Origin of the sequence: Thalassovita mediterranea (assembly GCF_001458435.1) — a bacterium.
Lineage (GTDB): Bacteria > Pseudomonadota > Alphaproteobacteria > Rhodobacterales > Rhodobacteraceae > Thalassobius > Thalassobius mediterraneus.
The window spans coordinates 397,602-417,735 of the sequence record NZ_CYSF01000006.1 but is presented as its reverse complement, the minus strand read 5'-3'; the positions used below and the strand labels follow the sequence as shown (position 1 = coordinate 417,735).

At 58.1% G+C, this 20,134-nt stretch carries 19 protein-coding genes; 2 read left to right on the top strand and 17 right to left on the bottom strand.

Annotated features, from left to right (window positions below; translation table 11 throughout):
* Positions 1-10 precede the first annotated feature (10 nt).
* The 11 genes from TM5383_RS05935 to TM5383_RS05885 form a co-directional block, all read right to left on the bottom strand.
* The gene (locus TM5383_RS05935; RefSeq protein ID WP_058318098.1) at positions 11-589 is read right to left on the bottom strand and encodes a tetratricopeptide repeat protein; all 579 of its coding nucleotides are present in this window, start codon (positions 587-589) and stop codon (positions 11-13) included.
* A gap of 20 nt (positions 590-609) precedes the next feature.
* Positions 610-1,566: a type II secretion system F family protein gene (locus tag TM5383_RS05930; RefSeq protein ID WP_058318097.1), complete on the bottom strand. Its 957-nt coding sequence runs from the start codon at positions 1,564-1,566 to the stop codon at positions 610-612.
* A gap of 12 nt (positions 1,567-1,578) precedes the next feature.
* Entirely contained in the window at positions 1,579-2,547 is a 969-nt protein-coding gene (locus tag TM5383_RS05925) for a type II secretion system F family protein (protein WP_058318096.1), read from the bottom strand.
* Positions 2,548-2,552: 5 nt separating this feature from the next.
* Positions 2,553-4,013: a TadA family conjugal transfer-associated ATPase gene (locus TM5383_RS05920; RefSeq protein WP_058318095.1), complete on the bottom strand. Its 1,461-nt coding sequence runs from the start codon at positions 4,011-4,013 to the stop codon at positions 2,553-2,555.
* Between the two features lie 37 nt (positions 4,014-4,050).
* Positions 4,051-5,388: a CpaE/TadZ family protein gene (locus tag TM5383_RS05915; protein ID WP_058318094.1), complete on the bottom strand. Its 1,338-nt coding sequence runs from the start codon at positions 5,386-5,388 to the stop codon at positions 4,051-4,053.
* 327 nt (positions 5,389-5,715) lie between these two features.
* Positions 5,716-6,399 carry an OmpA family protein gene (locus TM5383_RS05910; protein ID WP_231725048.1) on the bottom strand — a complete coding sequence of 228 codons (684 nt, stop codon included), beginning with the start codon at positions 6,397-6,399 and terminating at the stop codon, positions 5,716-5,718.
* Positions 6,400-6,403: 4 nt separating this feature from the next.
* The gene (locus tag TM5383_RS05905) at positions 6,404-7,834 is read right to left on the bottom strand and encodes a type II and III secretion system protein family protein (RefSeq protein WP_058318093.1); all 1,431 of its coding nucleotides are present in this window, start codon (positions 7,832-7,834) and stop codon (positions 6,404-6,406) included.
* Between the two features lie 215 nt (positions 7,835-8,049).
* Positions 8,050-8,922, bottom strand: a complete 873-nt coding sequence (gene cpaB, locus TM5383_RS05900; protein WP_058318092.1) for a Flp pilus assembly protein CpaB — start codon at positions 8,920-8,922, stop codon at positions 8,050-8,052.
* A 69-nt stretch (positions 8,923-8,991) separates the two neighbouring features.
* Entirely contained in the window at positions 8,992-9,192 is a 201-nt protein-coding gene (locus TM5383_RS05895) for a hypothetical protein (RefSeq protein WP_058318404.1), read from the bottom strand.
* A 169-nt stretch (positions 9,193-9,361) separates the two neighbouring features.
* Positions 9,362-9,556 carry a Flp family type IVb pilin gene (locus tag TM5383_RS05890; protein ID WP_058318091.1) on the bottom strand — a complete coding sequence of 65 codons (195 nt, stop codon included), beginning with the start codon at positions 9,554-9,556 and terminating at the stop codon, positions 9,362-9,364.
* Between the two features lie 289 nt (positions 9,557-9,845).
* Complete coding sequence (locus TM5383_RS05885) at positions 9,846-10,040, bottom strand: Flp family type IVb pilin (protein ID WP_058318091.1); 195 nt, start codon at positions 10,038-10,040, stop codon at positions 9,846-9,848.
* Positions 10,041-10,338: 298 nt separating this feature from the next.
* Between TM5383_RS05885 and TM5383_RS05880 the strand changes: the two genes are divergently transcribed.
* Entirely contained in the window at positions 10,339-11,148 is an 810-nt protein-coding gene (locus TM5383_RS05880; RefSeq protein ID WP_058318090.1) for a lytic transglycosylase domain-containing protein, read from the top strand.
* A 52-nt stretch (positions 11,149-11,200) separates the two neighbouring features.
* Here TM5383_RS05880 and TM5383_RS05875 read toward each other — a convergent pair whose 3' ends face one another.
* The 6 genes from TM5383_RS05875 to tldD form a co-directional block, all read right to left on the bottom strand.
* Positions 11,201-11,845 carry a 3-oxoacid CoA-transferase subunit B gene (locus TM5383_RS05875; protein ID WP_058318089.1) on the bottom strand — a complete coding sequence of 215 codons (645 nt, stop codon included), beginning with the start codon at positions 11,843-11,845 and terminating at the stop codon, positions 11,201-11,203.
* A 2-nt stretch (positions 11,846-11,847) separates the two neighbouring features.
* Positions 11,848-12,570, bottom strand: coding sequence for a CoA transferase subunit A (locus TM5383_RS05870; RefSeq protein ID WP_058318088.1), 723 nt, complete (start codon positions 12,568-12,570; stop codon positions 11,848-11,850).
* Between the two features lie 154 nt (positions 12,571-12,724).
* On the bottom strand, positions 12,725-13,414 hold the full coding sequence (locus TM5383_RS05865) for a 2-hydroxychromene-2-carboxylate isomerase (protein WP_231725047.1): 690 nt from the start codon (positions 13,412-13,414) through the stop codon (positions 12,725-12,727).
* Positions 13,415-13,558: 144 nt separating this feature from the next.
* Positions 13,559-15,991, bottom strand: coding sequence for a type I DNA topoisomerase (topA, locus tag TM5383_RS05860; RefSeq protein ID WP_058318087.1), 2,433 nt, complete (start codon positions 15,989-15,991; stop codon positions 13,559-13,561).
* A 208-nt stretch (positions 15,992-16,199) separates the two neighbouring features.
* A complete protein-coding gene (gene dprA, locus TM5383_RS05855; protein ID WP_076399932.1) occupies positions 16,200-17,438 on the bottom strand; it encodes a DNA-processing protein DprA in 1,239 nt (412 codons plus the stop codon).
* Between the two features lie 112 nt (positions 17,439-17,550).
* On the bottom strand, positions 17,551-18,972 hold the full coding sequence (tldD, locus tag TM5383_RS05850; protein WP_058318085.1) for a metalloprotease TldD: 1,422 nt from the start codon (positions 18,970-18,972) through the stop codon (positions 17,551-17,553).
* 191 nt (positions 18,973-19,163) lie between these two features.
* Here tldD and coxB point away from each other — a divergent pair, with 191 nt between their 5' ends.
* The gene (gene coxB, locus TM5383_RS05845; RefSeq protein ID WP_058318084.1) at positions 19,164-20,090 is read left to right on the top strand and encodes a cytochrome c oxidase subunit II; all 927 of its coding nucleotides are present in this window, start codon (positions 19,164-19,166) and stop codon (positions 20,088-20,090) included.
* Positions 20,091-20,134: the final 44 nt, after the last annotated feature.

Sequence of the window (20,134 nt, the reverse complement as noted above, 5' to 3'; positions counted from 1 at the left end):
CTCTTGCCTGTTATGGTATCGCGCGGATCAGGTAATCGCTGCTACCACGTCGTACCAACTTATAGTTTTCTTGTTGTTGAGAGGCATCATAAACCGCATTTTCCGTTTTTGCGAGAGCTTTGCGCAAATTGTCACGGATTGCGTCACTGGCGCCATTGTCCAATGCAAAGGCTTTGCGCAGGACCAACTGCGCTTCGCCGATTTCACCTTTTTCCAGCAGCAGAACGCCCAGGTTGTTCCACACCTCTGGCGACGCGTCGGGTTTGGCGACAGCGCGGCGCAGCAACTCTTCGGATTGGCCCAGTCGTCCAAGCGCCAGATTTGCACTGCCCAGTCCGGCCAAGACGTCCACGGACAGTCCATGATCCAATGCCGCGCGGGTGTAGGCATCCAGTGCCAGTTCATATTCGCCTGCATCCATAAGACGTCCGCCAACAATCAATCCGTCAACAGCGTCCCCGCTGCGGTCCACGCCAGGGGCGAAAACCTGTTCTTCGGATGGCGCGAAACCGCCTGTAGAACAGGCGGTTAGCGTTAGGGCACATAGGCCCATAACTAGCGCGGCGCTGGCACCGGAATGTCGTGTCATTTGGTCTGCTCTTTCAGGCGTTATTGGCCGAGCGCAGTAATCCCCACGACCGACGGTGCCACCAGAATGATCAGCAGCGGCGGAACCGTCAATGTCATTGTCGCCAATGTCATCTTGGTTGGCAGTTTGTTGGCCTTTTCTTCCGCGCGCATGACGCGTTTGTCACGCATTTCGCCGGCATAGACCCGCAGTGCCTCAGCGATGGATGTACCGAAGCTTTGGGACTGCACCAGAACGGTCACAAAGCTGGAAACATCCTGCACACCGCAGCGTTCAGCCATTTCGTTCAGCACGTTCGCCTTATCTTTGCCAGCCTTGATCTGTTGGCTAACAATTTCAAATTCATCCGCCAAAGCGGGATAGGACGCGCGGATTTCACGGCTGACACGAATGATTGCCTGATCCATGGATTGACCAGCCTCAACGCAGACCAGCATCATATCGAGGGAGTCGGGGAAACCCTGGGTGATCTGTTCCTGTCGTTCCTGCTGACGTTTTGTGACCCAGTATTTGGGCGCCATATAGCCAACGCAGCCGGGGCCAAGAACCCACATCATCATCTGGGTGGGGGTCGCATTGGGGCCGGATTTAACCAGCAGATAGTAAACCAAACCAACCGCCAGAAGTCCCAGCCCCAACGCGAACTGGGCAAAGTGGAAGATCATCACTGCTTCTTTGCTGCGATATCCTGCGCGCATCAGTTTCTGACGCATCTCGCCCAGCTCTTCGGCATCCTGAGGCTGCAGAAAGGAAGAAAAGCGTTCCAGCTTTTTGGTGTTGGGGTTTTGTGGGCGCAGCCCGCCCCCTGCGGTTGCCGCAGCAGCGTCTGCGCGCACCGATTGCTTCAGTTTGTCTAGCGGATCAGGTTTGCTGTTGATCAGGAAGGGCAGGGTGCCAAGGATCAACGCGATCCCTAAAAAACCGACCAGAAACAACGGGCCAAGACCGCCGCCAAAAATGGTGCTTAGGATTTCCATGAATAGCCCCCCTTAAACCTTGATGTTCACAAGCATGCGCATGACGAACATGTTTGCGACCAGAAAGCCGCCCACAGCAACACAAGCGGGGATGAACATCGCGTGGTCCATCACCTCGTCATAGTAGTTGGGTTCCAAAAGGTTGATACCCACCAGCGCCATCAGCGGGAAACCCGATAGGAACTTACCCGACCATTGCGCTTCGGCGGTGATCGCTTTCACCCGGCGGAACAGACGGAATCGGGCGCGGATCACCTTGGCCAGACCATCAAGGATCTCTGCTAGGTTACCGCCCGATTGTTGCTGGATGGTCACCGCCACAGCAAGGAAACGTAGATCCTGCATCTCCAAACGGTCGGCCATTTCCTGCAACGCCTCGCCCACATCACGGCCATACTGAGCTTCGTCCGCGATCATGCCAAATTCACTGGCCAGCGGGTCGTCAATTTCACGGCTGACGATTTGAATGGCCGAACTGAACGGGTGACCCACACGCAACGAACGCACCATCAGTTCGATAGCGTCAGGCAGTTGTTCTTCGATCATCGACATACGCTTTTTGGCCTTCATCGACACCCAGACAAAGATGCCGCCAACACCCATCGCTACCGAGATGCCAGAGCGCACAATCAGATCGGTGCCGGTGCCCACGGTCAGCGCGACAAAGGCCATGACCGACAGCGCGCCCATCATTCCGATCAGCTGCATCGGCGAAAACGCCAGCGCTGCTTTCTGCGCCTTGGAGGCGAGCAGCGAATACACAGGGAAGTTGGTCCACTGCATGTGCTGGGACATTTCCTTGCGCAGGGTCTCCATCACCTCGGATCGGTGTTTGCCCTGTTCCAGCATATCCAGACGACGGTTCACCTTGCTGTTCAGGCTGATAGATTTGCCAAACACAGTCAGGTAGATGCCTTCGACGATTACCAGAACGCCGACGAAGACAAGGCCGTAGATGACAACTTCGATAGGAACAGACATCGCGATTACTCCGCTGCCATAGGTTCAAAGATCTCCGCCGGCAGGTCATAGCCCCAGAGGCGGAACCGTTCGGAGAAGTGGCTGCGCACGCCCGTCGCGGTGAAATGACCCATGATTTTGTTGTCAGGTGTCAGGCCCACACGCTGGAAGCGGAACACCTCCTGCATCGAGATCACGTCGCCCTCCATGCCCGTAATTTCGGTGATCGAGGTCATCCGGCGCGACCCGTCCTGCAAACGCGAGGCCTGCACAATCAGGTTCACAGCCGACGAGATTTGTGTGCGCACGGCCTTCAGCGGCATTTCGATACCCGCCATTGCGATCATGTTTTCCAGACGGCTGATGCCATCGCGCGGGTTGTTGGCGTGGATCGTGGTCATCGATCCGTCGTGGCCGGTGTTCATCGCCTGCAGCATGTCGATCACCTCTTCACCACGGGTCTCCCCCACGATGATGCGGTCAGGACGCATCCGCAGCGCGTTCTTCAGACAGTCGCGCGGCGATACCTCACCCTTGCCTTCGACGTTAGGCGGGCGGCTTTCCATACGGCCGACGTGGATCTGTTGCAGCTGTAGTTCTGCCGTGTCTTCGATCGTCAGGATCCGTTCCGAGTTGTCGATGAAGCTGGACAGCGCGTTAAGCGTGGTCGTTTTACCGGAACCCGTACCGCCAGAGACGATGATGTTCAGGCGGGTTGCGACGGCGGCCTGCAGATAGGCGGCCATTTCTTCGGAAAAAGCGCCAAAGCCGACCAGATCATCAATGCCCAGTTTGTCCTTTTTGAATTTACGGATCGACACCAGCGAGCCGTCGATCGCAATTGGGCCAACCATCGCGTTGAAACGTGACCCATCAGCCAGACGGGCGTCCACATAGGGGTTTGATTCATCAACGCGGCGGCCAACGGCGGATACGATCTTGTCGATGATCCGCAGCAGGTGTTTCTCGTCTTTGAACGTCACCTCGCTCAGGCCCAGCTTACCGTTGCGTTCGATAAAAATACGCTTGGGGCCGTTGATCAAAATATCGCTGATGCTTTCGTCCTTCAGCAGCGGTTCCAGAGGGCCCAGGCCCGTCACCTCATCATAAAGCTCTTGGAATACGATCTGACGGTCATCGCGGTTCAGAACGATGGATTTTTCTGCCAGCGCTTCGTTGCTGATTGCGTTAATCTCGGCGCGTAGATCCTGTTCGCTGGCAGTTTCCAGTGCCGCAAGGTTCAGGTTGTCCAGCAGGGTGTGGTGCAGGTCCAGCTTGATGTCGTTCAGGCGGTCCTTGCGCTTGCGTTCTTTGTCCATCGGCGTGACTTGGGCCGCGACCTTGGTAGGGCGGCGCATGGCGATGGTGGGTTTTTCGACCACTTTGGGGGCAGCATCGGCAGCAGCGGGGGCTTTGGTTTCTGCCTTGGGCAGTTCCACAACTTTGGCCGCTGCGGGTTTGCCGGCTTTTTTATATTTAGAAAACATCGCAGTCCCCCTCTTCTTGGTCTTTGGTGCCGTCGGCTTAGTTGCCGTCGGCTTTGTTCAATTTGTGCAGCGACGCCGCGAGTTTGGCGATTTCCTTGCGCAGTGGGTTCTTCGCCGCTGACTGCGCCAGAGGTGTGCCATGATCGCCTGATTGCACGATCTGTTTGCCGCCATCGGGCAGTTGCACCTCAATCTGGATGTCCAGGCTGTCGGCCAGTCGTTTGACCCGCGATTTGCCGCTGAGGTCGGTGAACTTCGGTGCGCGGTTCAAGACAAAACGCAGCTTGTCGAACGGCAGACCTTCGGACTGTAGCGCGCGTTTCAGGCGCAGGGTGTTCTGGGCGGATCGCATGTCCATTTCGATGGTTGCGAAATACACATGTGCCGCATGCAGAACGGTTTCTGTCCACTGAACCAACGTGGTTGGCAGGTCGATCAGGACATAGTCATAGTGTTTGCGTGCCATATCAATCAGGCGCTGGATGTCTTCGGGTTCGGCCAGATCCAGCGGCAGCACGTCCGCAGGGGCGGTCAGAACATAAACCTTGTCTTCAAACGCGGTCAGTGCCTGTGCAAAAACATCGTCGTCCATCGCTTCGGTGTCGGACAACATTTCATAGACGGCTTCGCGGCGGGGCAGATCCAGGTAGGTCGAAACCGATCCGAACTGCAAATCCAGATCCAGAATACAGACCCGCGGCGGGGTTTCTTTCTTTTTGGCAGCATTGGCCAGTTCCCAGCCAAGGTTGACGGCCAGTGTCGTCGCCCCGGTGCCGCCAGCCAGCCCTTGTACCGCGATCACCACACCTTCGCGGTCATGTGGCGATTTCTGCGCCGGTGCGGGCTCCGCTTGCGTTACGGCAGGGGCTTCAGTGGTTTCAGCGGCGCTGGGCGCATCGGCTGCGGCTGCTGGGGCAGGATCTGCAGGGGCGCTGGGGGCCTCCATCGTTTCCAAAACGCTGGGTTCTGGTGTGCGCACCCGTTCAATTGCTGCCATCAATTCCCCCTCGGGGAGGGGGTAGGGCACAAATTCATCGGCACCTTGGCGCAGCAGCTGATGCAATGCACCGGGGGTGACTTCGTGGGTGATCAGGATCACCTTGATCAGGCGTTCTTTGGCTGCTGCAATAACATCACCCAGCGCGCGCAGGTTCTGTTCATCATCATGGTCCACTGCCAGTGCGATGAATTCCAGCTGTTCCGCGTCGGGTTGTTTCAGATAGGCAAGCGCATCGTCGACACCAAGATCACCCCAGGCTTCGCCCATGATGTCTTCCATGTCGTCGATCAGCAGTTCAAAGTTCTGCACGTCACGGCTGATGGTACAGGCCAGGATCGGCGGAACCTCTGCGTTGGTATAGTCGTTACTCGTCATTGCCTCATGTCCTACATTTACTGCGCAACCTGGATGCGCCTGTTGATGACGCTTGTCCTGATCCGCTGCACTACGTCCGGCTCGGCCGAACACACTGCTCCCAGTGGGAATAATATCTCGGTCAATCTGGGCGAGATTGGGGCCAAAAAAACGTATTTGTGCGGAATTGTTGGACAGGATTTCAGGCGGCGACAGTAGGATCTGAGCGGCTTGAGCGTGTATTTACAGGCAATTGGCCTGCTGCCTGTCCACTGTGGGCCAAAACAAAGGGCCCCGCAATTGCAGGGCCCGTTTGAATATAGTGCAGCGAATATGGTGAGGAGCTGATTATTCAGATACCAGCGTTGCCTCTGGCTGCGTCAGCGTAGGTTCAACAACGGCGCTTTCGACGTAGTCGCGGTAAACGATCTGCGCATATTTGCCATCCAGCACCAGCGGTGCATCTTCGAGGAAGCCTGCAACCTCAGTCACGGTGCGGCGATTGCGGCGTTCACGCTCTTGGGTCACGATCAGCGGACGGGTTTCACCGTGGCTGACCACGGCCTGCAGACGTCCACGGCTGACCCCGTTTTGAGCAAGGAAATTCACCACTGCATTCGCACGCTGTTTGCCGAGGCGGATGTTGTAGCTGTCCGATCCAACTGCATCTGTGTGTCCGAACACCTTGAAGCGCACTTCGGGGAATTGGCGGATCCATTTTGCCTGCGCACGCAGAACCTGTGCGGCCTGCGCGTCAATGTGCGCGGAGTTAAAGGCGAAATTAACAGTGCTGGGCACTTCTTTGGCGAAGCGTTCCGCCAGATCAATGACGAACGGGTTTTCACCGTTTTGCGCCAGGGTGTTCTGCATGGTTGCGTTGCCAAAATCGCCACCGGCGATCAGACCACCTGCTTCGGTGGTGACGCTATAGGCGCTCTCGGTCGAACAGGCGGCGAGTGAAATGGCCGCGCTGCTAAACAGGGCAAGCATGGTCAGAGTGCGGGAGGAGCGGGGTGTCGTTTCGGTCTTCATTCGATCACTCCATCACGTAGCCATAGGACCCGTTGAAATCCTGACGCGCCACTTCGCCGGCGCCGCCTTTCAACTTGGTCTTGGAGCTGTCGCGCGCAACATTCCCGAACAAAAAGAGGTCTGCTTCGGACGGGGGACGGATCCGGTCTGTGGGCAGGGCCAGTGCCTCGCCACGGGTGGGGGTCACCAGATGTGCCGAGATGATTACAACCAGTTCCGATTGCTGGCGCTGATATTCTGCGCTGCGGAACAAGGCGCCCAATACAGGGATGTCGCCCAGCCAAGGGATCTGGCCGTTGCTGTCAATAAATTCATCCTGCAACAGGCCTGCGATCGCAAAGCTCTGACCATCTCGCAGTTCAACGGTTGTTGATGTTTCGCGACGACGGAAGGCGTCAATAGTAAAGGCATCCGTGCGGAATCCGTTGGTAGGGTCCAGCGCCGAAACGGCCGCCTTAAGTTCCAGATTGACCAGATCACCATCAACCACACGGGGGATGAAATCCAGCTCAACACCAAAGGGTTTGAATTCTACAGTGATTGCGCCGTCTTCCTGCGCGATCGGCACGGGGTATTCGCCACCTGCAAGGAATTTCGCCTCTTGTCCCGACAGGGCAACAAGGTTGGGTTCAGCCAGGGTGCGCACGACGCCCTTGTTTTCCAGTGCTTCGATGAGCAGTCCAACCTCAACCGAACCAACGCCGAAACCAAACAGCATCGCACCGACGTTTTCGTTCACACTCGGGATGCGGCCAGATAGCGAATTGGTCGATCCGGTCAGTGTGTTGGTGGTGCCAGTACCGCCGTTCAAGGTGGTGCCGCTGCTGGTGCCGTTAAGAGCCAGAGAAGAGCTGAGCGATTTGCGTACGCTGCGCTGCATTTCGGCAAAGCGCACTTTCAGCATAACTTGCTGTACGCCGCCGACGTTCATCAGGTTCGAAACCCGCTCTGGTGCATAGCGTTCGGCCAGGTCCAGCGCGCGCTGCAGGCGCTGCGCCGAAGAAACGGTGCCCGACAGGACGATCCCGTCATTGGCAGAGCGCACTTCGATCTTTTCGCCGGGCAGGATCTGCCGCAGGCGTTCCTTGAACTCGGTCAGGTCTGCCGCAACAACCACGTCGACGTTTGTGATCAGGCTGCCCGTCGCATCCAGCAGGGTCAGCGTCGTGGTTCCTGGCGCCTTGCCCAGCACATAGATGGAGCGATCCGAAAGAGAAGAGATGTCCGCAATTGCAGGGTTCGCAATCGACAGTTCCGCAAATGGGGTTTCACTCTCAACCACGACGGCGCGGTTCATCGGCACGTTCAGCGACGCCGATGTTGAGCTTTTGACCACCTTGAGGGTCTGTGCATTGCCGATCTCTGGCGTCAGGCTGACAGCCGTTGCCAAAGCAAAACCGAGAAACGCGGCTTTGAAAATAGTCCGATATGTCATGTGACCTGCCTTTTGATCACGCCTCAGATCCGGGTCTGTTGCCCGCTTAATTGTGCCCACAGTGCGCGAATTTTGCCAAACATGCAAGATTCAATGAAAATTGCAGAGCAAAGGCTGCGTAATGTGCGGTTTTGGGGCGGGGCTGCGGCTGAAATGCAACGGGCGATCCTGTTTTGGACCGCCCGCAGGTATTCTTTGGTTTGTCTGGGCGCCCGTTAGTTGGTGCAGGGGATGGCGATCTCAACCACCTCTGCGCCACGGCGGGTGCGGATTGTGCAGACCTCAGGTGTTGCTTGAACCTGTTGCACGGGCTGCGGTGCCTCGACGATGCCCAGCAGATCACGCTGATCCACCTCGATCTGGCCGGCGACGGTGTCATCGCGTGCGCCAACCAGCGACAGGGACAGGCGACCGGTCGATTGGGCCTGTGCCAGTGCTGCGACTTGGGCCGGGGTAGCTGCGACAGTTACTGTGCGGGCAATTGTCGCCTCGGTTTCGTCGTCATTTGTGGTCTGATCCACCGCGATCAGCGGCACCGAGCTTTCGATAAGCTTGGTAAAGCCGCGGCGGCCTGCTTCGCCCATTTCCGCGGTGCCGGTCCAATACACATCAACGCGGTCACCCGGACGCAGGAAGCCCGATACGCCAGAGGTCACATCGACCTTGATCGCAAAGGCACGCTGACCACGTTCCAGACGCGATGTCAGGCCTGCATCCTGACCGGGTTTGGTCACCTTTAGTGCCAGTACCGGTTCATTCACCTCAATTTGTCTCAGCACAACGCGACGCAGGCTGGGATCATTGGGGTTGGGGAACAGTTTGTCGGTTTCGGTAAAGAACCCTTCGGGCAGGGCTTCTTTGGGCCATTTGATCTGGCGGACGTCTTTTTCACCCAATGCTTCGCCATATTTCAACTGGCGCGTGGCGACATAGACGTTCACGGTGGGCACTTCGACCACCTTGGTGGCGGTACTGCGGGCTTTGGCAAGTTCAGCCTGATAGCCTGCAATGTAATTCTGGACCATATAGGCGGCAAACCCGGCCAGGCCGAGGCCAACAATAAGGACTAGTCCGAATACAGCTCGCATGGGGTATCCTTTCCTCTTGGCAGGTTTGGTTGTGGCGGGGTGCTGCAGGCAGGTGCCCGAAGCCGCGCCTTAGTTTGTGGTGGCGGCAGTTGTCATTGCCTGAGCAAGGTGCTCGTTCGAAGAGGCTGCCGCACCGTTGGTTCCGTCGGAGAAAATAGTGATGACACCAATTCCCAGACCGATCACAGCAGCTGACAACACCACCCATTCGACAGATACCGCGCCCGATGTGTCGCGTTTGAAAAGCGCCAGTTTCGATTTGATAGACATCTGCATTTGAAAGAACTCCGAATTAATTCCAGCTTGGTTTTGGGTCGCGCTGGATGGGAATGAACAAACGCACGAGATACCAAATGAACTGTTTTACACAAAAGAGCCGCCCCGGCAGGGCGGCTCCGGAAACCTGTGCGCTGGTCGTCTTTGCGGCCAGCAGGGCGCCTTAGTTTACACCTTCGGCAGCAGTGGAGGTGGCGGCCAGGTCGGTCACCAGCGAGGTCGCTGCGGTGTCGATGCCGTTGGAAACGGTGGTTACGGCTGCGATGCCCAGGCCAACGATGGCTGCGGTCAGAACAACCCAGTCAACGGTTACTGCGCCGGATTCGTCTTTGCGGAAGTTTTTGATGAACTTGATCATGATCTCTCTCCATAACTGATCTGTATGCCCTAGGGCGTTTATCGAAGCGGTCTCTCACCTCCGCCTCAGTCCTTGGCGTGTTGTTGCCTTGGCTGAGTATGTTTTGCCCTCTGATTGGGGCGCGAATGGGGCGTGTTTTGGGTGAGTTGAGGGTTTGTTCACGGTTGTTTTGTGAAGTTGTCCCTATCGCGGTTTCGATGTTTTTCGGGGGCGGGCAGGTCAGAATCGAAAAGGCCTTCTCACCAGAGTGAGAAGGCCTTGTGCGTCAGTTTCGACTAAGCGTTGGGGCTTAGTTTACACCTTCGGCAGCAGTGGAGGTGGCTGCCAGGTCGGTCACCAGCGAGGTCGCTGCGGTGTCGATGCCGTTGGAAACGGTGGTTACGGCTGCGATGCCCAGGCCAACGATGGCTGCGGTCAGAACAACCCAGTCAACGGTTACTGCGCCGGATTCGTCTTTGCGGAAGTTTTTGATGAACTTGATCATGATCTCTCTCCATAACTGATCTGTATGCCCTAGGGCGTTTATCGAAGCGGTCTCTCACCTCCGCTTCAGTCCTTGGCGTGTTGTTGCCTTGGCTGAGTATGTTTTGCCCTCTGATTGGGGCGCGAATGGGGCGTGTTTGGTGCCTTTTGGGAGCATTCAAGATTTTTGCCAAAATTTATTTAAGTTTTTGATATTGTGTAATTTAATGCCTGAATTGTCTTCCGTTTGTGCAACTTCTGGTCAGAACAGAGGCGATCTGCCATACTCCGGCCCAAATCAGAGGCAGAGCAGGCCCAATATGAAAAGGTTTCCCAAATACACCGCCGCATTCTGCGCGGTGCTGATTGTTAGCCCTGCGGTGGCAGACGGGCCAAAACCGTTTCCTGATTTCACGTTCAAGACAGTTAAACCGCCAGCTCCCGGCGCCAACAAACGTATCACGGTGCAGGTTCGCCCTGTTGCGCCGACATTACCGCAAACGACCGATACTCCTGATGTGCCGGGTTCAGCGGCGGCTGGGCGTTATGATTGGTTCTGGCAGGAGGTGTCGCCTGATATCGCCAGCTCTGGCCCGGGGCGATTGGAGACGGTGCTGAACGCCTTGGCCAAAGCACCAGCAGGTCACTCTGTTGCTGCGCCGCGTCTTGATACATTGCTGGCAATTGCCAATGCCCATGCGCCCCAGATCCTGATCAACAGTGTGAACAGTCGCGTCTCACCGGCGCTGGTGCTGTCAGTCATTGCCGTAGAAAGCAGCGGACGCGCGGATGCCATTAGTGGCGCAGGGGCACAGGGGTTGATGCAGCTGATCCCCGCCACCGCCGAACGGTTTGGTGTGCAGGATGTGATGGACCCCGGCCAGAATATTCGCGGAGGTGTGGCCTATCTGGATTGGTTGCTGCGCGAATTTCAGAACGATCCGGTGCTGGCGCTGGCGGCCTATAATGCGGGTGAAAACGCGGTGAAAAAGCACGAAGGTGTGCCGCCCTATCCAGAAACCCGCGATTATGTGCCCAAGGTTTTGGCGGCCTTTGCTGTGGCGAAAGCGCTGTGCAAAACCCCGCCAGAGCTGATTTCAGATGGTTGCGTGTTTAATCTACAGCCCTAAAAGCAAAAGCCCCGGTCAGATGACCGGGGCTGTCAGTATTCTTTGGCGGCGATCAGTTGACGAGTGTTGCCTCTGTCGCGGCGCGCAGTTCGTCCTCAGTGACACCTTCGGCGGTTTCAACGATCTTCAGACCGCCCTCAACCACGTCCAGCACGCCAAGGTTGGTGATGATGCGATCCACCACGCCCTTGCCGGTCAACGGCAGGGTGCATTCCTTTAGCACCTTGGACACGCCATGTTTGTTGGCGTGATCCATTACCACAACCACACGGCCCACACCGGCGACCAGATCCATCGCACCGCCCATGCCTTTGACCAGCTTGCCGGGGATCATCCAGTTCGCCAGGTCGCCGTTTTCGGCAACCTCCATCGCACCTAGGATGGCCATAGCGATCTTGCCGCCGCGGATCATCGCGAAGGACTGTGCAGAATCGAAATAGGCGGTTTGGGGCAACTCAGTAATCGTCTGCTTACCCGCGTTGATCAGATCGGCGTCTTCTTCGCCTTCAACGGGGAAGGGGCCCATGCCCAGCATACCGTTTTCCGATTGCAGCGTCACCTCGACACCCTCGGGGATGTAGTTGCTGACCAGCGTCGGAATCCCGATGCCAAGGTTTACATACCAGCCGTCCTGCAACTCCTGTGCGGCGCGTGCCGCCATTTGGTTGCGATCCCATCCTTTGGTTTCTTGGGCCATGATTATGCCTCCTCGCGCGGACGAACGGTGCGCTGTTCGATACGTTTTTCGTGATCGCCCTTGATGATGCGATGCACATAGATGCCAGGCAGGTGGATGCTGTCGGGATCCAAGCTGCCGGTCGGTACGATTTCCTCAACCTCGACAACGCAGACCTTGCCACAGGTGGCCGCAGGGGCGTTGAAGTTGCGGGCGGTTTTGCGGAACACGAGGTTGCCGGTTTCATCGGCTTTCCACGCTTTCACGATGGCGAGGTCGGCAAAGATACCTTCCTCCATGATGTAATCCTCCATCGCGCCATCAGGGCCGGTGGGGAACTGTTTTTCCATCTTGCCTTCGGCAATCACCGTGCCCACACCCGTTTTGGTGAAGAAACCGGGGATGCCCGCACCACCTGCGCGCATGCGTTCGGCCAGCGTGCCTTGCGGGTTAAATTCCAGTTCTAGCTCGCCCGAGAGGTACTGGCGCATAAACTCGGCATTTTCGCCCACGTAGGACGAGATCATCTTTTTGACCTGCTTGGTCTGCAACAGGATGCCGATGCCGAAATCATCCACACCCGCGTTGTTGGAGGCAAAGGTCAGATCCTTGGTGCCCGCATCCTTGATGGCGTCCAGCAGCAATTCAGGAATACCGCAGAGGCCAAAACCACCCGAGGCAATGAACATGCCGTCATGTAGCAGCCCGTCCAGGGCCGCCGCGGCGTTCGGATAGACTTTTTTCATCGAAATCTCCCATTTCAGGTATGGGATTGGTTGTGACGTGGCGTCGGATCGCTGTCAATGTGAGGGAGGGGCACATCGTATTCCTACGTATGCGCATACGTATTTTGGGGCGTGCGGAGTTGGTCAACGCTATGCGCCCCCTCTGGGGGATGGCCTAATCCACCGCAGGGTTCTCCCATGTCGAGGCGGCAAAGGGTTGGCACACGGCGCGTTTCACCAATTCAAGGTGATCTTGTCCGTAAAACGGATCACCATCGACAATGTAGGTCGGAGATCCAAAAACATTCAGGCCACGTGCCCAAATCGAATTTTGTAGTAGTTGATCCTGCACTGCCTCAGAAGAAGCACGTTGAAGCAGGCTCGGTGCATCATGTCCCAAATCGGTGGCGATGGTGGCAAGTGTCTGTTGGCAGGAAAGGTCGGCATCGTCGCGCCAATGCGCCTCTAGCAGACGGTGTGCCATACGATCTGTTTCCGGCCCGCTGTCCCCGAGGGCAAGGATCATGCCCGACGCGACGCTATAATCCGCATCATGATGGGTGGGCCTGAAATTGATGACCGGAACGTTTCGGTATTCCGCCCAGCGTTCGATCTCACGGCCAAAGAAGTAATCCACATGTGCCTGTGTTCGGGCCGCAAAGGGCAGGCTGCCTTGAGCCTCGACGACTGGAGACAGCAAAACCGGTTTGTGGATCAGGGTGACATGATGTTCGGCGCAAATTTTGCTCAGCTCGCTAGACCCGAGATATGCGAAGGCTGAATGCGCCGAGTAGATGTATTCGATGGTAGCCATCGCGATACTCTGCACCACCTCGTGTCGCATGGCCAGTTCAATCAGTGGCATATGGGGGCTGGGCCGCTTCTAACCATTCGGCTGCATCGCCACGTCATGAGGAGATGGTGTCATGCCATATTGCGCCTTGGGCGAAAAGGCCACAGATGCAAGCAAAACTCGCGCAAAGGAAAACGGGCCCTCGGGCCCGTTTCTTTATGCGTCAGCGTCTTTGGCGGCTGTTTTCTTTGGCGCTGCCTTCTTAGCCGGGGCTTTCTTGGTCGTCGCCTTCGCCGTTGCCTTTTTCGCGGTGGTTTTTTTCGCCGCGGGTTTCTTGGCAGTGGTCTTTGCCGCCGCCTTCTTGCGGCCCGGCTTTTTCGCCGCCTTTTCGTTCACCAGCTCAACCGCTTGTTCGACGGTGATGTCTTTGGGTTCCACATCCTTGGGGAGGGTGGCGTTCACCTTTTCCCATTTGATGTAGGGGCCATAGCGGCCTTCCATCACGCTCATCTTGCCGCCATCGGGGTGATCGCCCACGTTGCGCGGCAGGCTGAGGAGTTTCAACGCCTGTTCCAGCGTTGTCTCTGCCTTGGGCCAGCCGCCATGGCGGGTCTGCGGCAGGGAGGAACGCTTGGGCTTCTTATTCTCCGGCGTCGCCTCACCACGCTGAACGTAGGGACCGTAACGGCCATCCTTCAGCCAAATTTCATCCTCACCATCGGTGCCGAGGAGTTTTTCCTCACCCTCAGCGCCTTCACCGGCGATGGGGCGGGTGTAGGTGCATTCGGGGTAGTTGCCACAGCCAACAAACCCGCCGGTGCGCGATGTTTTCAGGTGCAGCTGGCCGTTGCCACATTTCGGGCAGACGCGGGGATCTGTGCCGTCCTCGCGCGGCGGGTACAGCTGCGGCGCGAGTGCGTCGTCCAGAACATCCAGAACCTCGGTAATCCGCAATTCTGTGGTTTCGGCAATCGCCGCGCCAAAATCGCGCCAGAACCGTTCCAGAACGCTTTTATAATCACGTTCGCCCGCAGACACATCGTCCAGCTGTTCCTCCAGCTGGGCGGTGAAGTCATAGCCGACGTATTTGCGGAAGAAATTCAGCAGGAAGATGGTAACGATTCGGCCCTTATCCTCTGGGAACAGGCGGTTTTTATCCTTGCGGACGTATTCGCGTTCCTGGATCGTGCCCAGGACCGATGCGTAGGTCGATGGGCGGCCAATGCCCAGTTCTTCCATCTTTTTGACCAGCGTTGCCTCGGTGTAGCGAGGCGGCGGCTGGGTGAAATGCTGTTCGGGGCTGACGCTGCGTTTGTCGGCCTTTTCGCCCTGCATCACCTGCGGCAGGCGCTTGTCGTCCTCGTCCCCACTGGCCACATCATCGCGGCCCTCTTCATAGACGCGCATGAAACCGTCAAACATCACCACCTGACCGGTGGCGCGTAGGCCGACCTGTTGGTCGTCGCTGCCGATATCGACGGTGGTGCGCTCCAGACGGGCACCCGCCATCTGACAGGCCAAGGTCCGTTTCCAAATCAGGTCATACAGCTTGCGCTGATCCGCCTCCAGCTTGGCCAATTGGCCGGCGTCCACAGACATATCGGTGGGGCGGATACATTCGTGCGCTTCCTGTGCGTTTTTGGCTTTGTTTTTGTAGATGCGCGGGCTGTCTGGCACATATTCGGCACCGTAGCGGGTGGCAATCTCTTCGCGCGCGGCGGTGATCGCCTCGGGCGCCATGTCGATGCCGTCGGTCCGCATATAGGTGATGTAGCCCGCTTCATAGAGGCGCTGCGCGGCGTTCATACATTGGCGCGCACCCATGCCAAACTTGCGGCTGGCCTCTTGCTGCAGGGTAGAGGTCATGAAGGGCGCCGATGGATTGCGGCTGCCCGGTTTTGCCTCGACCGAGGTGATGGTCAGATCACGGCTGTTGATCGCCTGCACGGCCAGTTCGGCCTGCGTTTCATTGGTGATCGAGAACTTGTCGAGTTTGTCACCACCCAGAACGGTCAGGCGCGCCTCATACTCCTGCCCGCGCGGGGTGGCGAGCATGGCTTTCACCGACCAGTATTCCTGCGGATTGAACGCCTCAATCTCCATCTCGCGCTCTACGATCAGACGCAGGCAGACCGATTGCACACGACCGGCAGAACGTGCGCCGGGCAGTTTGCGCCACAGAACCGGCGACAGTTTGAAGCCTACCAGGTAGTCCAGCGCGCGGCGGGCCAGATAGGCCTCCACCAGATCGGTGTCGACCTGACGGGGATTTTGCATTGCCTCGGTCACGGCGGATTTGGTGATCGCGTTGAAAACCACGCGGCTCACCGGTGTGTCCTTTTTCACCGCGCGGCGTTTGCGCAGCGCTTCTTCGAGGTGCCAGCTGATCGCCTCTCCTTCGCGATCGGGGTCGGTCGCGAGGATCAGTTCGTTGTCGTCTTTCAGCGCGTCGGCGATGGCTTTGACGTGTTTGCGGGAATCGTTTCCCACCTCCCATGTCATGGCAAAATCGTCGTCTGTGTCGACTGATCCGTCTTTGGGTGGCAGGTCGCGGACGTGGCCGTAAGACGCCAAAACCGTATAATCCGAGCCAAGATATTTGTTAATTGTCTTGGCCTTGGCCGGAGATTCTACAACAACGACTGGCATGTCTGAGGCGACCTCTATGGTAAAAAAACTCGTGCGTTCTATGGCCGCGCAAAATGGGGCCTGCAAGAGGGGATTGTCAATTCCTCTCTTTCTAACGACCTAAATGGCGGGTTTGTGAGGTCAATAGCGCATTGTCAGATGAACAGGTTTGCGGCGCGGGCGCCATGCGTATTCATGGGGCGCGCGGGCCTGCAAGTTGGGCGGGGGCCTATTTTGACCCCGTCGCATTCGGGGGGCGTGATAGCAGGCCGCCGGGTTGGCGTTTGATGTCACCCGTCATTTCCAGATCCGTCAGAGCAGGTGCGATCTGGCGCGCCGGGGCGCCGATGTCGCGGATCAGCTGATCCTCGGCCACAGGGGTGGGGCTAAGGCGTGACAGGATTTGCTGGTGCAATCGGGCGGTTTCACGCAGCCCGCGCTGGGCCGGTGAAGCGGGCGGGGCCGAGGGTGGCGGTGCATTTGGTTTGGTCTGGTCCGGTGCGGCATCTTGCAGATCCAGTTTTGGCTGGGCGCGTCGATCGCGGTTGGCTGTTGCAGTATGATCCGGCGCGGATATGGCAGGGGGCAGTGCTTCCAGAATATCGGCGCCATTTCGCACCAGTCGGGCACCATCACGGATCAGTGCGTTGCATCCGCCAGCCCGGGCATCCAACGGGTGGCCGGGAACTGATAGAACTTCGCGCCCCTGATCAAGTGCCGTGCGCGCGGTGATTAAGCTGCCGGATCGATACGCGGCCTCTACCACGACCAGCGCCTGAGCAAGGCCGGAAATGATCCGGTTGCGACGCGGAAAATCACGCGCTTTGGGGTGCAGGCCAAAGGGACGTTCCGAGAGGATCAGGCCCTTTTCGCGGATCGTAGTATAAAGTGTGGTGTTCTCGCTGGGATAAATAGTGTCTGCACCGCCAGCCAGCACCGCGATGGTTCCGCTGTTTAGCGCCGCGCTATGTGCTGCGGCATCAATGCCGCGCGCCAGCCCCGACACAACAACCAGTCCTGCCCGACCCAGATCCGTGGCCAGATGGCGTGCCATCCGCGTGCCCAACGACGAAGCATTGCGCGCGCCGACCAAGCCGACCTTGGGCTGTGTCAGCAGGTTCATACGGCCAAGCGCCCAAAGGACAGGTGGGGCGTCGCTGATCTCGGCCAGATCGGCTGGATACCCTGGCGCCCCGAGGCACAGCATCTCTGCGCCGATCGCACGGGCCAGATCAATCTCCCGTCGCGCCAGTGCTGGATCGTAAGGTGTGTAGTCCTTGACTCCAGCCTTGGCCGCAACATCGGGCAGGGCGACCAATGCTGCCTGTGCGGACCCGTGTTCGCCCATCAGGCGATGAAAGGTGGACGGTCCCACGCGATAAGATCGAATAAGGCGGAGCCAAGCAACCCGATCTTCCTCCGAGGTGGGTGGGGTCAGAGGGGATTTGGAGTTAGGGTCAGGTTTCATTCACAGGGCTCCGCCGTCTTGCCCCATTAGTCCTAAGGTGAGTCTGGTTAACAGATGATGAATCAGATGCAGGTTTCGGCGCCGCATAACACCACGCGGCGCCAGAACTCACTTAGGTGGCGGAACCGCCTACGGTGAGGCCGCCGATCATGACGGTCGGCTGGCCAACGCCCACGGGGACCCATTGGCCCTGCTTGCCGCAGTTGCCCATGCCCGGATCCAAGGCCATATCATTGCCAAGCGCGCGGATCTGTTTCAGCGCTGTCGCGCCGTCGCCAATCAGCGTCGCGCCTTTTACCGGCGCGCCGACCTTGCCGTTTTGTACGCGATAGGCCTCGGTGCAGGAGAAGACGAATTTGCCATTGGTGATGTCTACCTGACCGCCGCCAAATCCGACGGCGTAGATGCCATCCTTTAGATCAGCCACGATATCCTCGGGCGTGGCGTTTCCGCCCAACATATATGTGTTGGTCATCCGCGGCATTGGTGCGTGGGCATAGCTTTCGCGGCGTCCGTTGCCGGTGGGTTTGACCCCCATCAAGCGGGCGTTTTGGCGGTCCTGCATATAGCCCACCAGAATGCCGTCCTCGATCAACACATTCTTGGCCGAAGGCGTGCCCTCATCGTCAAAGCTGATAGAGCCACGGCGATCAGGGATGGTGCCGTCGTCCAGAACAGTCACGCCCGGTGCGGCAATGCGCTGGCCCATCAGGCCGGCGAAGGCGGAAGAGCCCTTGCGGTTAAAATCACCCTCAAGGCCGTGACCGATCGCTTCGTGCAGCAGAATACCGGGCCAACCCGGCCCCAGAACCACGTCCATCACCCCCGCAGGTGCAGGTTCGGCGTCCAGATTGACCACTGCGACGCGCAGCGCCTCACGGGTTTTGGCCTGCCAGTCTGCAGGGGCGATCAATCCATCCAGACCAACGCGGCCACCACCGCCCGCCGATCCACTTTCACGGCGGCCGTTTTGTTCGACGATGACGGACACGTTTACCCGCGTCATCGGACGCACATCGCGCAGGTGGGTGCCGTCGGGGCGCAAGATCTCGACCTCCTGTAGCGATGCGGCGATGGTCGCGGATACCTGCACCACGCGCGGGTCCAAATCGCGGGCGAAGGCGTCGATTTCACGCAAGGTGTCTACCTTCACCGGGAAGGTGGCGCCTGCGATGGGGTCTTCGTCAGTATAAAGGCGGGTGTTGGTCGCCTGTGGCGCGTCGGCCAATGTGCCGCCACCTGCGCCCACGGCCAGACGGGCAGTTTGGGCTGCGCGGCGCAGCGCAGATTCGCTGAGTTCGGTTGAATGGGCGTAGCCTGTCACCTCGCCGCGTACGGCACGCAGGCCGAATCCCTCCGACGCATCGTAGGAGGCGTTTTTCAACCGTCCGTCATCAAACACCAGCGCTTCGGCGCGGCGGCGCTCTAGAAACAGCTCTCCATCGTCTGCGCCCCGTGTCGCTTCTCGCAACACATTCAGCGCAGACGCCTGATCCAACGCTGTTTCAAAAGGACGAAAAGATGAATCGTTCATGGGTGTTTTCCTGTCTTTCCAGTCGGGCGAATTTGATCTAAATCAAAAAAAGCGTCCGTTTGCCGCACTGGGATTGTTGTTCCTTCAGCTAGAATATGCTTTGTAGCGTCGGCAAAACAACGGGATTCCGTCACGTTCGGTATCTCCCGACCGCAAGAAACGAAGAATAGCTCAACCGATCAGGGTGACATATGCGACTTATCACTAGCCTTATGGCCGCAGCAGCAACCGCCACCGCGGCCCCGGCCATTGCCCAGGAAGCCGTCGAAACCATCGGCAAGCCGACCCCCAAGGGGCTGGGCTTCCAGCCTGCCGCCACCGAACTGGCCCGCGACCTTCAGTGGCTGGACGGCCTGCTGCTTTGGATCATCACTCTGATCACCCTGTTCGTGGTTGGTCTGGTGGCCTACATCATCGTGCGCCATAACCGTAAGGCGAACCCGACCCCGGCGACCTTCACTCACAACACCGGCATCGAAATCGCCTGGACCATTGTCCCGATTTTCATTCTGGTGATCATCGGCGCATTCAGCCTGCCGGTGCTGTTCAAACAGCAGGAAATCCCCGCAGGTGACGTGCACATCAAGGTGACCGGCTACCAGTGGTACTGGGGTTATGAATACACCGACCACGAATTTGCCTTTGACCAGTACATGATCGGTCAGCCGGCAACGCTGGACGAGGATGTACGCCCTGCAGATGCGGACGTTTCGGCCTACGTTCTGGACGACGCCATGCGCGCCAAACTGGTTGATGCTGGCTACAACGAAGACGAATTCCTGCTGGCCACCGACACTCAGGTTGTTGTGCCAGTGAACAAAGTTGTCGTTATGGACGTGACTGGCGCCGACGTGATCCACTCGTGGACCATTCCCGCTTTTGGCGTGAAGCAAGACGCCGTTCCGGGCCGTATCGCTCAGCTGTGGTTCAAAGCCGAGCAAGAAGGCATCTACTTCGGTCAGTGTTCCGAGCTTTGCGGTAAAGACCACGCCTACATGCCGATCACCGTCAAAGTGGTCAGCGAAGAAGCCTACCAAGAATGGCTGAAAGGCGCGATCGAAGAGTACGCTGGCGACATCACCACACTGCCGGGCTACCAGGTCGCAGCTGCGAACTAAGCCTGACAGGTTACGCCTGATCACAGCGGCCCGCTCTCAGATGT

Coding starts and splice junctions, on each gene's coding strand:
- TM5383_RS05935 (WP_058318098.1), bottom strand. CDS start 589: ATGACACGACATTCCGGTGCCAGCGCCGCGCTAGTTATGGGCCTATGT.
- TM5383_RS05930 (WP_058318097.1), bottom strand. CDS start 1,566: ATGGAAATCCTAAGCACCATTTTTGGCGGCGGTCTTGGCCCGTTGTTT.
- TM5383_RS05925 (WP_058318096.1), bottom strand. CDS start 2,547: ATGTCTGTTCCTATCGAAGTTGTCATCTACGGCCTTGTCTTCGTCGGC.
- TM5383_RS05920 (WP_058318095.1), bottom strand. CDS start 4,013: ATGTTTTCTAAATATAAAAAAGCCGGCAAACCCGCAGCGGCCAAAGTT.
- TM5383_RS05915 (WP_058318094.1), bottom strand. CDS start 5,388: ATGACGAGTAACGACTATACCAACGCAGAGGTTCCGCCGATCCTGGCC.
- TM5383_RS05910 (WP_231725048.1), bottom strand. CDS start 6,399: ATGAAGACCGAAACGACACCCCGCTCCTCCCGCACTCTGACCATGCTT.
- TM5383_RS05905 (WP_058318093.1), bottom strand. CDS start 7,834: ATGACATATCGGACTATTTTCAAAGCCGCGTTTCTCGGTTTTGCTTTG.
- cpaB (WP_058318092.1), bottom strand. CDS start 8,922: ATGCGAGCTGTATTCGGACTAGTCCTTATTGTTGGCCTCGGCCTGGCC.
- TM5383_RS05895 (WP_058318404.1), bottom strand. CDS start 9,192: ATGTCTATCAAATCGAAACTGGCGCTTTTCAAACGCGACACATCGGGC.
- TM5383_RS05890 (WP_058318091.1), bottom strand. CDS start 9,556: ATGATCAAGTTCATCAAAAACTTCCGCAAAGACGAATCCGGCGCAGTA.
- TM5383_RS05885 (WP_058318091.1), bottom strand. CDS start 10,040: ATGATCAAGTTCATCAAAAACTTCCGCAAAGACGAATCCGGCGCAGTA.
- TM5383_RS05880 (WP_058318090.1), top strand. CDS start 10,339: ATGAAAAGGTTTCCCAAATACACCGCCGCATTCTGCGCGGTGCTGATT.
- TM5383_RS05875 (WP_058318089.1), bottom strand. CDS start 11,845: ATGGCCCAAGAAACCAAAGGATGGGATCGCAACCAAATGGCGGCACGC.
- TM5383_RS05870 (WP_058318088.1), bottom strand. CDS start 12,570: ATGAAAAAAGTCTATCCGAACGCCGCGGCGGCCCTGGACGGGCTGCTA.
- TM5383_RS05865 (WP_231725047.1), bottom strand. CDS start 13,414: ATGCCACTGATTGAACTGGCCATGCGACACGAGGTGGTGCAGAGTATC.
- topA (WP_058318087.1), bottom strand. CDS start 15,991: ATGCCAGTCGTTGTTGTAGAATCTCCGGCCAAGGCCAAGACAATTAAC.
- dprA (WP_076399932.1), bottom strand. CDS start 17,438: ATGAAACCTGACCCTAACTCCAAATCCCCTCTGACCCCACCCACCTCG.
- tldD (WP_058318085.1), bottom strand. CDS start 18,972: ATGAACGATTCATCTTTTCGTCCTTTTGAAACAGCGTTGGATCAGGCG.
- coxB (WP_058318084.1), top strand. CDS start 19,164: ATGCGACTTATCACTAGCCTTATGGCCGCAGCAGCAACCGCCACCGCG.